The organism is Pseudomonas sp. PDM20, assembly GCF_014852575.3.
In the GTDB taxonomy this organism is placed as follows: Bacteria; Pseudomonadota; Gammaproteobacteria; order Pseudomonadales; family Pseudomonadaceae; genus Pseudomonas.
On the sequence record NZ_CM181224.1, the window covers coordinates 6,111,636 to 6,124,847 of the forward strand.

General features: G+C 56.4%; 10 protein-coding genes. All 10 read left to right on the forward strand.

Annotation, left to right across the window (positions count from 1 at the left end):
- The first annotated feature begins 2 nt into the window (after positions 1 to 2).
- The 10 genes from rfbB to IB261_RS28165 all read left to right on the forward strand — a co-directional run bounded on the left by rfbB (position 3) and on the right by IB261_RS28165 (position 13,137).
- On the forward strand, positions 3 to 1,061 hold the full coding sequence (gene rfbB, locus IB261_RS28120; protein WP_192383655.1) for a dTDP-glucose 4,6-dehydratase: 1,059 nt from the start codon (positions 3 to 5) through the stop codon (positions 1,059 to 1,061).
- Positions 1,058 to 1,966, forward strand: a complete 909-nt coding sequence (gene rfbD, locus IB261_RS28125; RefSeq protein ID WP_192383654.1) for a dTDP-4-dehydrorhamnose reductase — start codon at positions 1,058 to 1,060, stop codon at positions 1,964 to 1,966. Before rfbB ends, rfbD begins: the two co-directional genes overlap by 4 nt.
- Positions 1,963 to 2,844, forward strand: coding sequence for a glucose-1-phosphate thymidylyltransferase RfbA (gene rfbA / locus IB261_RS28130; protein ID WP_151188640.1), 882 nt, complete (start codon positions 1,963 to 1,965; stop codon positions 2,842 to 2,844). Before rfbD ends, rfbA begins: the two co-directional genes overlap by 4 nt.
- The gene (gene rfbC / locus IB261_RS28135) at positions 2,844 to 3,389 is read left to right on the forward strand and encodes a dTDP-4-dehydrorhamnose 3,5-epimerase (RefSeq protein ID WP_151188641.1); all 546 of its coding nucleotides are present in this window, start codon (positions 2,844 to 2,846) and stop codon (positions 3,387 to 3,389) included. The genes rfbA and rfbC overlap by 1 nt, the downstream gene beginning before the upstream one ends.
- Positions 3,390 to 3,448: 59 nt before the next feature.
- Positions 3,449 to 4,279 carry an ABC transporter permease gene (locus tag IB261_RS28140; protein ID WP_151188642.1) on the forward strand — a complete coding sequence of 277 codons (831 nt, stop codon included), beginning with the start codon at positions 3,449 to 3,451 and terminating at the stop codon, positions 4,277 to 4,279.
- 31 nt (positions 4,280 to 4,310) lie between these two features.
- A complete protein-coding gene (locus IB261_RS28145) occupies positions 4,311 to 7,772 on the forward strand; it encodes a glycosyltransferase (protein WP_192383653.1) in 3,462 nt (1,153 codons plus the stop codon).
- Positions 7,769 to 8,707 (forward strand): NAD-dependent epimerase/dehydratase family protein, encoded by a 939-nt coding sequence (locus IB261_RS28150; RefSeq protein ID WP_151188644.1) that lies wholly within the window; start codon positions 7,769 to 7,771, stop codon positions 8,705 to 8,707. Before IB261_RS28145 ends, IB261_RS28150 begins: the two co-directional genes overlap by 4 nt.
- The gene (locus IB261_RS28155) at positions 8,704 to 9,744 is read left to right on the forward strand and encodes a glycosyltransferase (RefSeq protein WP_192383652.1); all 1,041 of its coding nucleotides are present in this window, start codon (positions 8,704 to 8,706) and stop codon (positions 9,742 to 9,744) included. The genes IB261_RS28150 and IB261_RS28155 overlap by 4 nt, the downstream gene beginning before the upstream one ends.
- 64 nt (positions 9,745 to 9,808) lie before the next feature.
- Positions 9,809 to 11,125, forward strand: coding sequence for an ABC transporter ATP-binding protein (locus IB261_RS28160; RefSeq protein WP_192383651.1), 1,317 nt, complete (start codon positions 9,809 to 9,811; stop codon positions 11,123 to 11,125).
- Positions 11,122 to 13,137, forward strand: coding sequence for a methyltransferase (locus tag IB261_RS28165; protein WP_151188647.1), 2,016 nt, complete (start codon positions 11,122 to 11,124; stop codon positions 13,135 to 13,137). The genes IB261_RS28160 and IB261_RS28165 overlap by 4 nt, the downstream gene beginning before the upstream one ends.
- Positions 13,138 to 13,212 lie beyond the last annotated feature (75 nt).

Below are 13,212 nucleotides of genomic sequence, written 5' to 3' on the forward strand. Positions count from 1 at the left end.
CCATGACCATTCTCGTGACCGGAAGCGCAGGTTTCATCGGCGCCAACTTCGTCCTCGACTGGCTGGCAGTTCAGGATGAACCCGTGGTCAGCCTCGACAAGCTGACTTATGCAGGCAATCGCCAAAACCTTTCCAGCCTGGAGGATGACTCGCGGCACATCTTCGTCCAGGGCGACATCGGAGACCCGGACCTGGTGTCTCGCCTGTTGCAGGAACATCGTCCGCGCGCCGTCCTCAACTTCGCCGCGGAGTCACATGTGGATCGCTCGATCCACGGCCCGGAAGACTTCATCCAGACCAACATAGTCGGCACCTTCCGCCTGCTGGAAAGCGTACGCTCCTACTGGAACGGCTTGCAGGAATCCGAGAAGCGCGACTTCCGCTTCCTGCATGTATCCACGGACGAGGTGTACGGCTCCCTGTCACCGACCGATCCAGCCTTCACCGAGAATAACAAGTACGAGCCCAACAGCCCGTACTCGGCATCCAAGGCCGCCTCCGACCATCTCGTCCGTGCCTACCACCACACCTACGGGCTGCCGGTGCTGACCACCAACTGCTCGAACAACTATGGCCCCTATCACTTCCCTGAAAAACTGATCCCGCTGGTGATCCACAATGCCCTGGAAGGCAAGCCTCTGCCGATCTATGGCGATGGCCAGCAGATTCGCGACTGGCTGTACGTAAAAGACCACTGCAGCGCCATCCGCCGGGTCCTTGAGGCCGGCGCTCTGGGTGAGACCTATAACGTTGGTGGCTGGAACGAAAAGGCCAATATCGACGTGGTGCACACCCTTTGCGACATGCTTGACCAGGAACAGCCTCGCGCCGACGGCAAAAGCTACCGGGAACAGATCACCTTCGTGACAGATCGCCCAGGCCACGACCGCCGTTACGCCATCGATGCCACGCGCCTGGAGCGCGACCTGGGCTGGCGGCCGGCGGAAACCTTCGATACCGGCATTCGCAAGACCGTTCGTTGGTACCTGGACAACCAGCAGTGGGTCAACAACGTCACCAGCGGCACATACCGCGAGTGGGTAGGCAAACAGTACGCATGAGCAAGATTCTTCTTCTTGGCGCTAACGGCCAGGTCGGTTGGGAGCTGCAGCGCGCGCTGGCTCCTCTGGGAAAACTCGTTGTCTGCAACCGCCAGCAGGCCGATCTGAGTGATCTGGACGGGCTCGCCCGCCTTGTGGCGGACGAGCGCCCCGACGTCATCGTCAATGCGGGCGCGCATACGGCAGTGGACAAAGCGGAAACCGACGTCGAGGGCTCACGCAGGATCAACGCCGAAGCGGTCGCAGCTCTGGCACAGGCCGCGCAGGAGATTGGCGCCTGGCTGGTGCACTATTCGACCGACTATGTCTTCGACGGCGGCGGCGACCAGCCTTTTGAGGAAGACGCTGCTACCGGCCCCCTGGGAGTCTACGGACAGACCAAGCTGGAAGGTGAGCAGGCCATCCGAGACAGCGGTTGCAGCCATCTCATCTTCCGCACCAGCTGGGTCTATGCAGCGCGCGGAGCGAACTTCGCCAAGACCATGCTGCGACTGGCAAAGGAGCGCGACGAGCTCAGGGTGATTGCAGATCAGATCGGCGCCCCCACCAGCGCGGAACTGATTGCCGACATCACAGCCTTGGTCTTGCAGCGTCTGGCAAACGAACCTGCGCTCGCCGCTCGCGCTTCGGGCACCTACCATCTGGTGGCCAGCGGAGAAACCAGCTGGTACCACTACGCTCAGACAGTCATCGGCGAGGCCCTGCGCCTGGGATGCGAACTGCGCGCCAGCGCGCAGCACATCATCCCGATCCCGGCCAGCGATTACCCGTTGCCCGCCAAGCGGCCAGCCAACTCGCGCCTGGCCAATGGCAAACTGCAGAGCACATTCGACCTGGTGCTCCCATCCTGGGAGTACCACGTTAAACGCATGATCAGAGAACTGGCGGACCAGGGAAATATATGAAGCGCAAAGGAATCATTCTCGCCGGCGGCTCCGGCACCCGCCTGCACCCGGCCACCCTGGCCATATCCAAGCAATTGCTGCCGGTCTACGACAAGCCAATGATCTACTACCCGCTGAGCACCCTGATGCTCGCGGGGATCAGCGACATCCTGATCATCTCCACTCCCCAGGACACGCCACGGTTCGAGCAATTGCTGGGGGATGGCAGCCAGTGGGGTTTGAATCTGCGGTATGCGATCCAGCCCTCGCCGGACGGCCTCGCGCAGGCCTTCCTGATCGGCGAAGAGTTCATCGGCGACGACCTTTGCGCACTGGTACTGGGCGACAACATCTACCATGGGCACGATTTCCAGGAGCTGCTGCACAACGCAATGCAGCGCAACTCGGGTGCTAGCGTGTTCGCGTATCACGTGCATGACCCGGAACGTTACGGTGTCGTCGAGTTCGATAGCGAAGGAAAGGCGATAAGCCTGGAAGAGAAGCCCTCCAAGCCCAAGTCCAACTATGCGGTCACGGGTCTGTACTTCTACGACAACCGGGTCGTTGAGATCGCCAAGAACATCAAGCCCTCTCCTCGGGGAGAGCTTGAGATCACCGACATCAACAAAGCCTACCTGGAGGCCGGTGCGCTGTCGGTAGAAATCATGGGCCGTGGCTATGCCTGGCTGGACACCGGCACTCACGACTCCCTGCTCGAAGCCAGCCACTTCATCGCCACCCTGGAAAATCGCCAAGGGCTCAAGGTTGCCTGTCCAGAAGAAATCGCTTTTCGGCAGCGGTGGATCACTGCGGAACAATTGGACAAGCTTGCCGAACCGCTGTGCAAGAACGGTTACGGACAGTACTTGAAGCGTTTGATCGTGGAGACGGTTTACTGATGAAAGCCACACGACTTGCCATACCTGATGTCATCCTTCTGGAGCCAAGAGTTTTCGGGGATGAGCGTGGTTTCTTCTTCGAAAGTTTCAATCACCGGCAATTCGAGGAAGTTGTTGGAAGGTCGGTCAAATTCGTTCAGGACAATCACTCCAAGTCCGCCAAGGGCGTGCTGCGGGGCCTCCATTATCAGTTGTCACAAGCACAAGGAAAACTTGTGCGTGTCACTGCGGGGGAGGTTTTTGACGTCGCCGTTGACTTGCGCAAGAGCTCGCCAACTTTTGGCAAGTGGGTCGGCGAGCGCCTGAGCGCAGAGAACAAGCTGCAGATGTGGGTTCCAGAAGGCTTCGCACACGGATTTGTAGTGCTGAGCGAGAGTGCAGAGTTTCTCTACAAAACCACCGACTTCTACGCGCCGGAGCACGAGCGGTGCATCGCCTGGAATGACCCTGCACTGGGCATTCAATGGCCCCTCGAGCAACCGCCCCAACTGTCTGCAAAAGATGCTGCGGCTCCCTATCTTTTCGACGCAACGACCTATGAGTAATTGCTCTCGATGACTACTAAACATTTCCGTATGCAGATCCAACGTTTCGAGATGAATGCATGAGCACTCGCCTTCATCACGCGGCCAATCCGCCCGAAATGACGCGTAGTTTCTGGGCAAATAGATCGATCATCTGGAAGATGGCTGTCCGTGAAGTAATCGGCAGGTACCGCGGCTCAATAATGGGCTTGGCTTGGTCGTTCTTCAACCCAATACTTCTGCTGGTCGTTTATACCTTCATATTTGGCGTCGTCTTCCAGTCTCGCTGGGGAAACACCGAGCCACACAATACCGGTGACTTCGCGATCATCATTTTTTCCGGGATGATCGTTCATGGTCTTTTTGCCGAGTGTTTCAACCGTGCACCGACACTGATCACCGGCAACCCCAACTATGTGAAGAAAATTGTTTTCCCCCTAGAAATCCTCCCCTGGATATCTATGGGGGCGGCGCTCTTTCACACTGGCATCAGCTGGCTCGTCCTACTTGTAGCCGAGTTGCTGCTCAAGGGTAGCATTCCGCTTACTACTGTTCTGTTTCCAGTTGTATTACTCCCACTGATCATCCTGACCATGGGGTTTTCCTGGTTTCTCGCTGCCTTGGGTGCCTATCTACGCGACATATCCCAAATCACAGGAATCATCACCACAGTTTTGATGTTCCTATCTCCCATGTTCTATCCCATCACGGCTATTCCGGAGGCGTATCGCCCGCTGCTCTATATCAACCCCCTGACTCTCATCATTGAAGAGTCCAGAGAGGTTCTGATCTGGGGAAATCTGCCATCCATCACACAGCTCGGTAGCTACTACCTAGTGAGTGTTCTGATTGCCTGGCTTGGTTTCTGGTGGTTCCAGAAGACACGTAAAGGCTTCGCGGACGTTCTTTGAGCAGGTTTTCTGCATTATTAGGAAGATGATGATGATGCGATTCTTCAAATCGCTACCAGACAGCCTTGGGCGAAAACTGGAGCGTCTGAAGTGGCAATCGGCCTTGGAGAAAAGCCCGCTCTTCAATGCAGCCTGGTACCTCTCCCAAAACTCCGATGTTAAGGCTGCCGGCATCAATCCGCTGAGCCACTACCTCAGCATTGGCTGGCGTGAGATGCGCGATCCCTGTCCTGAGTTCGACGGGGCCTATTACCTGACCCGTTATCCGGACGTTGCATCCCTGAATGTTCCGCCCCTGGTACATTACTGGCTCCACGGACGCCATGAAGGCCGCCATCTGAATCCTTCGCTGGACCTGGACTGGATCAACGCCGAGCATGCGCAATCGCTCTCGGCATGCGAGGACTCGACATCTCCTGGTAATGACGCCCCCTACATCAGTGTCATCATTCCCACCTACAACCGACTGCGGTTATTACCGACCGTCATCGAGTCCTGGCGACTAGTCAACCGGGAAACTCCATTCGCCTATGAGATCATCTTCTCGGATGATGGCTCGGAAGACGGCAGCGTTGAGTATCTGGAGCAGATCAACGATCTACCCATCCGCGTTTTACGCAATGACCATGGCGGGGCATCGAAAGCGCGAAACGCAGCAATTCTTGCCGCCAAGGGCGAACGCCTCCTGATTATTGGCGACGACATATTCCCCGACGCTCAAATCCTGAATGTCCACGCGCGCCTGGCCAGGACGCTTGGTAAGAATGTCGCCACCCTTGGTGTTGTCGATTGGGCGCCCGACCTGACAGTCAACCATCTGATGGAGCACATTACCGAGATCGGGAATGAGCAGTTCAGTTACAACCGCCTGCCTGATAATGCCTTCGTCGATTTCCGCCACTTCTATACCTGCAATATCTGCATCGACAAAGACATCGTGGTCCAGGAGAAGAAAATCTTCGATGATCGCTTCGACCAATATGGTTTCGAGGATATCGAACTCGGCTACAGGCTTTCGCTGCGCGGTCTGAAGATCTACTACACCACCGAAGCAAAGGGGGATCATTACCACCCCTACATTGTTGAGGGCTTCTGCAAACGCCAGATCTGCTCAGGCCGAATGGCCGTCGTTTTCAGAGATGCTCACCCAGGCGTTGGTCGCATACTTGGCATAGATGCACTGGAGGCCGCAGCACGACAGCGGCCGGGATCTGCCAATGCCGCATCCGGGAAAGTCTGGCAGAACAGACTTGATGCACTGGTCGCACATTGCAATGCGTTGGAAGGGCTGATCGTGGATGGAGGAAAGGCCTCCCGTACCTTGATTGGCGGTTATCTCAGCCTGCTCTACAGCACTCTGTTTCGAGCGATGTACGAATACGGGGTATTGCAGCGAATCACCTCGAGCGAGCAGCAAGTTCTACCGCTGGCGATGGAGCGTAATTTCTCATCGGCATGGAAGGACTACTGGCAGCACATCGAACGTACTCCCGCTGACGCTCTGGCATTGAACCGGGAGCAGATGCATAACCTCCTCGATGCCCACGTTGCACGCGACAGGTCAATCCTAGTAGATCCTGAGCAGCAGTCCGCCATGTTCCAGGAGCTTTCGCTCCTGCAAGGACTGCGCACCATTCCGGCTGCCGACAACAACCGGCGCATGCGCCTGCAGAGACAGGCGGGTCGTGCGCTGTACTGGCTGGTACGTGACCCTCGGTATCTGTTCCGCCGCATCCAGGAAAGCCTCCAGCGCCGGGCCGGCAATGCCCCCGTTCAGGCGCCGAGCAGTGGGCAGCGTACTCAATCTACTTTCGCCCTGGTTCTTGACGAGTCACATCCTGCGGCCAACTCGATCCGCGAATCCTTTACACACATCATGGGCAATGAGGCGACTATCCTCTCGCCCGCCGAAGCCCTGCAGGCAATACAGAGAGAGGCCACAGACAATCTGGTCCTGTTCCGACCGCAAAGTGGTTCCGGCATGCCTAACCGCGACCATTTGCTGGGAGCATGGCTGGCAGTCGCAGAAAATCGCGCGGATCTTTGTCTGATTTCCTACGGGCTGGAGAATGACGGCACTGTCACGCATGGCAATCTTTCGGATCAGCTAGTGTTCTCCGCCCACCTGCTGCCGGCCGTGCTGAACGGCACTCTCGGACAGGCCTCCTTCGCTGGCAAGATCTACCGGACGGAGCCGTTGGAAAAAGGCGATTGGCGAAAATCTTCATTGAACGAACTGCTCTGCACCGAGGTTTCGTTCAATGAACACAACTCCTGGTTCTCCACCAAGACTGGCACCCACGCCCAGCGCCCATACGCGCCTGCCAAGCTCCCTGTCATGGAAAAGAACCGGCCGACTGTCTTCGTGTTTCCGGTCTTCGTCGCAGTGGGCGGCGTAGAGCGAAATACAGTCGAGATTATTCGTAAGCTAGACAGTTCCTACGACTTCGTCGTCATTACCATGGAGCGTCTGCGCCAGGAGCAGGGCAGTCTCGCCGCACAATTCCAGGATGCCGGTGCGCGTCTGGTAGAGATGTCCGAGATAACGACTCACTCGGAATACCTTCGCCTTCTTCTTCAGCTCAAGAAATGGATTAGCCCGGACTTCATCTGGATCGCCAATGGCTCTCCCTGGCTATGCGATAACGCCCAGAATCTGCGTGCCCTGTTCCATGACATCCCGGTCATCGACCAGGAGGTCTACGACGTGAACGAAGGCTGGATCAATCGCTATCACGAGCCAGGTATCCAGTCATTTGATCGCTTTATCGCCATCAACCAGAAGATCCAGCATAAGTTCATCGAACATTTGAACATGGATAGGGAGAAAATCGATCTCATCTATTCGGCGGTAAACACTCAGAAGATCATCGATTTCAAGAAGTCCGACTCCACTCCTGACGCAGTGCGCGAAAAGTTGGGCCTTCCTGACGACCGTAAACTGTTCACCTTCGTCGGTAGGCTCACCCGACAGAAGCGACCGCTGGAGTTCCTGAAGCTGGCCCAGCTTCGCAAGGACCTTACAGACGAAATGTATGTACTGGTTGGGGACGGTGAGCTCAGCAGCGAATGCCACGCGTTCATCGCAAGGGAGAACCTGAGTAACGTCAAGTGCATTCCGTATGTCGCCAACACCCTGGAACTGGCGTCGGTCACCAGCGGGCTGATCATCACCTCGGCCTATGAGGGCTTGCCGATCGCCATGCTGGAAGTGATCAATTTCGGGGTCCCGGTATTCTCTACCGACGCCGGTGACATCAGCGTCGTACTGGAGGAGTTCGCGGGCGGGCAGACCATTGCCGTCGATGCCAGCGAGGCGGATCGCGCAACCGCTTTCAGTCAGTGGCACGAGCGACTTCCAGAGTACCGCCGCAATCTTCAAGCTCAGGAGGCAGACATTCTGGATCGGTTCTCCAGTGAGCATATCGCCAAGCAGTACATCGACTGCTTCTACAAGGCTAGCCAGCCTTATCTGGAGCAGAACATCCCATGAAGACCTTACTCGTCGGTGGCCACGGTTTCATAGGAGAGCACTTATCCAACCTGTTGCTTTCCAGAGACCATCAGGTGACCTGCATCAGCCGGCATTCACCTCCCCAGACCACCGACAGTCGGATCGTGCAGGTGATGGGGAGCTATGCCGACCGCGAGCTGCTACGCAACGCATTGAAAGGCATTCAGTCGGTCGTGCACTTGGCGCACGAAAGCATCCAGCTCAACCAGACGTGCGACATGCGCCTTGAGTACGAACGCAACGTCCTACCCGCCATCCAGCTGATGGAAGAATGCCTTCATGCAGGTGTCGAAAAGTTTATTTTCGTCTCTTCAGGTGGCACGGTTTATGGCAATTCATTGGAGCATCGCCCAATCCGGGAGTGCAGCCCGACCTCGCCGATATCGCTGTATGGCACCTCCAAACTGAACATTGAGCAAATCGCTCGGCTGTACTTCCAGCAACGCGGGCTCCCGGCAGTAATCGTGAGGCCCGGAAACGCTTACGGCCCGGGCCAGATTCCGTTCAAAGGGCAAGGCATCGTCGCCACCACCTTGGCCTCTGTGCTGCAGAAGCGGCCGATTCCTGTGTTCGGAAGCGGTGGCTCGGTGCGCGATTACGTCCATGTGGACGATATTGCCCAGGCCATTGCTACGCTGATCCACACCGCACCTAATGGCGAGACCTTCAATATCGGGACTGGCGTCGGCGTCGCCACCATCGACCTTCTCAATCGCTACCTGCGCCCGTTGGTCGAGAATGACGGCCATGAACTGTTGATCAAACGCGAAGCACCCCGCCCCATGGATGTCGGCTACAACGTCCTCGATATCGAGAAGCTGACCAGACAGATCGACTACTCCCCGATGGCCTTGCAGGAAGGCCTTCCTGCGACCTGGGAGTGGATCAAGGCATATCTGAGCAAGCAAAAATGACCAAAGTATCGGTAATCATCCCCAGCTATAACCACCGGCACTACATCGATAAGGCCATCGACAGTGTCCTCAATCAGGACCTGGAAGACCTGGAACTGATTGTCATCGACGATGGTTCGAGCGACGACTCCCTCGACTATCTACGCCAGGTGAAAGACCCGCGCTACACGCTCATAGAGCAGGAGAACGCCGGCGCCCATAATGCGATCAACCGCGGCCTGTCCTTGGCCAAGGGCAAATACCTTGCCATCCTTAACTCCGACGATATCTATCATCCGCAGCGGCTCTCGCGCTGCGTTGCAGCTCTTGAGGAGCAGTCCCTCGACCTCGTGACCACATGGATCGAGGTCATCAACCAGCAAGGGCAGGCACTCGGCATCAAGGAAGGCTGGAAGAACATGCTTCCGTGGGCAATTCCCGCCCCTTCCCGCTCGTTTGCTGCCACTCAAGATTTTGATCTCAATCTGGTGGTTTCGAACTTTGTTTCCACCACAAGCAATATGGTCTTCAGCCGCCAGCTATTCGAGACCATCGGTGGCATGCGCAATCTTCGCTTCGCCCACGACTGGGACTTTATGTTCAGGGCAGTAGAACAGTTCAATTGTTCGATCATTGATCAACCGCTCATGCAGTACCGCATACACGGCAGCAATACCATCTCCTCCAACCGGGCCTGGATGCTGTTCGAGATTTGCTGGGTGCTCGCCACGGGTATGCGCAGACTCGAAGGCCGACGGTTCTATGAGGGAGAAGATCCCAGGCAATGGATCCTGGACGCTGAACGCATCCATAACTCGGTGAATCTGCAGGGCAATGACAAAGTCTTCTGGATGATCAACCAATTCATCGACGCCCGGAAAAGTCCGGAATGCCCCGAGCCCGAGCTGCTGCTTCTGGATAACGCTGAGCTGCGACAAGCCTATGTCTGCCACATCCAGACCGACACCAGCCCAGTACCTGCCGCCAACAGCACCGTCGAGCCCGAGTCCCTGCTGCTGCTGGCCAAACGCTGGCTGCGTTCGCGCCTGCAATCGTGAAGCGCCTCATCGAGAGTGATCGCGCCACCTCAACCAACGCTTCAAGCTAAATTAAGGCCGTCCCATGTCAGCGGAAAACGCGATCACCATTTCGAACATCAGCAAGTGCTACAACATCTACGACTCTCCCAAGGATCGCCTGAAGCAAATGCTGCTTCGCGGGGACAGAAAGCTGTATCGAGAGTTCTGGGCACTGCGTGATATCTCGTTCGAAGTTCCTCGCGGGGAGACAGTCGGTATCGTAGGCCGCAATGGCTCTGGGAAGTCCACACTGCTGCAAATCATCGCAGGAACACTCACTCCTTCCAGTGGATCGGTCATCACCAACGGCCGGATTGCCGCTCTGCTGGAATTGGGGTCAGGATTCAACTCGGAGTTTACCGGCAGGGAAAACGTCTATCTCAACGCCGCGCTACTGGGACTCACTCAGGAAGAAATCGACCAGCGATTCGATCTCATTGCCGGTTTTGCTGATATCGGCCACTTCATTGACCAACCGGTCAAGACATATTCCAGTGGCATGCTGGTCAGGCTCGCATTCGCGGTGCAGGCACAGATCGATCCCGAAATCCTGATCGTCGACGAAGCACTTGCCGTTGGCGATGCCAAGTTCCAGGCGAAATGCTTCGACCGCCTTAGCAAGCTCAAGGAAAACGGAACCAGTATTCTGCTGGTTACCCACAGCAGCGAGCAGGTCGTAACTCACTGCTCCAGCGCGGTCCTTCTCGATGCCGGAAGAATCATCACCCAAGGCAAGCCAAGGTCTGTCATCAACAGTTATCTGGACCTCCTCTTCGGCCGTGAAAAAATCGAGCCGAAGGCCGAGGTCACCGTCAGCCCCCGCACGCAAGCCTCCACCGCAGAAAGCAGGGAGGTCGGTCCTCAAATAGAAACCGAGGGAGATCATTTCGCCAGTCGCCAGCTTTATAATCCCTACGAGTACCGTTGGGGTGACGGCTCGGTTGCCATTACCGATTTCTCGCTGAGCAGCGAGGGAACTGATTATCCGACGCGGATTCGCAATGGCGCCGAGGTAGTGCTGAAGGTAGGTGTCAGGATGCTCATGCCGCTGATCCGCCCTATTCTTGGAGTGACCATCAAAACCAAGGACGGCGTGACCCTCTTCGGGACCAACTCCGAACTCCTGCAGTGTGAGGAAACCCGGAACAGCTATCCGGCAGGCGCCAGTTTCATCGCTACTGTGCGCTTCGACTGCAGTCTCGGTGAAGGCGACTTTTTCATATCGCTTGGCATAGCCACGCGAAACGGTGAGGAAATTGTTCCCCACGACCGTCGCTACGATTCGATCCACTTTGTCGTTGGGACAGACTCCCGTTTCTTCGGCCTGACCAATCTCAATATGCAGATGAACATAGAATGAACCTGCTCCACGAAACTCTGCAAAGCCTCGGCTACTCGTTCCAGCCAGAACAACATATCTGGGCGCGCAGCGAGCCTCTGCCGTTCGATTACAGTGATGGTGACGACACGGAGAACCGACTCCATCGGATCATTTCGGAAAGCACGGACGTCTCGATATTTTCCCGGCAATTGCATACCGCTTGTGTAGATTGGCCAACTACCTATCACCTGAGCTCTGCCAGGGCTAACCTGCTACGGCCGCTGGAGCACTTGCTCGACGGCGATGTGCTGGAAATAGGTGCCGGGTGCGGTGCCATCACCCGCTACCTTGGCGAAGCGGGGGCACGTGTCATCGCCGTTGAAGGTAGCTCGCGACGGGCTGCGATCGCAGCGCAACGGACACGAGATCTGCCCAACGTAACTGTGATCAACGACCAGTTCGAGCGCTTCAAGCCGGAGCAGAAGTTCGACGTCATCACTCTTATTGGTGTCCTCGAGTACGCAGGCAAGTTCAATGATGCTGCCAATCCGGTTCGCTCGATGCTCGACGCTGTCAGGGCACTACTCAAACCGGACGGTGTTCTTATCATTGCGATTGAGAACCAACTGGGCCTGAAGTATCTGGCGGGCGCGCCAGAGGATCACCTAGGGGCACCAAGAGTTGGAATTCAGGGTCTCTATAAACACCCTGGAGTAGAAACATTTGGCCATCTTGAATTACGCCAACGTCTCGTCGAATCCGGTTTCGAACATATTGAAACCGCCTTGCCATTTCCCGATTACAAACTCCCGGCGAGCATAGTACTGCCGAGCGGCTACAGCGCTGAGTCGTCGTTTGATGTTTCTGCGCTGGCCGCGCAGGTATCTCCCAGAGACCCGCAGATATCCTCGGAGTATCTGAATTTCTCTCTGGAATGTACCTGGCGGGAAGTGGGCAAGAACGGGCTGCTTGCCGATCTTTCCAACTCATTTCTGATTGCCGCGTCAAATCGGCCCAACGCAAGTGAGCCACTGTTCGAAGCGGATCTGCTGGCTTGCCATTATTCCAGCAACCGCCAGCCGGCCTACTGCAAGCTGGTCGAGTTCAGGAAAAGCTCACAGGGGCGCATTCAGGTCAATCAGCGACCACTGATCGCTGGAGTCCAAGCAGAAGAATCATCCGAGCGCTTCAGGCACCATCGGCTCGATGAGCGATTCTTTTCAGGTGAAGCATTGAGCACCGGATTGATCCGCACTCTGCAAACTCCCAGCTGGACGACCAAGGGGCTGGCCCGCTTGCTCGCAGATTACATCAGTGTCGTGGTGAGTTATGCGGGTCTGCCCACCTCAGGTCCACATGACCTCTCCACCCCGCTTCCCGGCTCACTCTTGGACCTTGTCCCGCAGAACATTCTGGAGAACGAAGACAAGACCCAGGTTATTGACCTTGAATGGGAGTATGCGGAGGATATCTCACTGGGTTATCTCGTTTTCAGGGCCATCACCACTCTGCTAAGAATGGTGTCGAGTCTTGCAGTGCCGTGTGAGCTCCGCTGGCTGCAGCAAGGTCGACTGTTTGAAGATCTTTATGCACATCTCGGAGCCGATTTCGGACAAGCCGATTACGAGCGCTTTGCGGAGATGGAAGCAGAATTCATGAGCTTCGTATCAGCATGCCCGTGCCCAGCTATCCCGTATGACGATTGGCATAAGCACACTCTACCGACATTCCTGGATGTCTCCCGACGAGAAACCAGCAGTCTGGTAAGCCATATTCAGCAGGTGGAAGAACTGGCGAATACCTATATCGCACAGGTCAAATGGCTCGAAGGCGAAAAGCAAAGGCTGCATCAGAAGGTTGATAACACACTTGCCGAGATGGCAGAGCTGGAAAATGAGCTCCAGAAACTCTCCGAGGAAGTCACGCATCTATCGGAACAAGCGAGCGAAAACCAGCGACTGCGCCAAAAGCTGAGCGAGACAGATGCCGAGCTGTCCAAGATCAGGTCCAGCCGTATCTGGCGCCTCAAGACCCACCTGTTCAAGGAGTGATGCTCACGCTGCAGCCTGCACAGCAGATGAGACGTGCCACATAGCTCTAGCTGGCCAGCCCAAGGGCGATCAGGC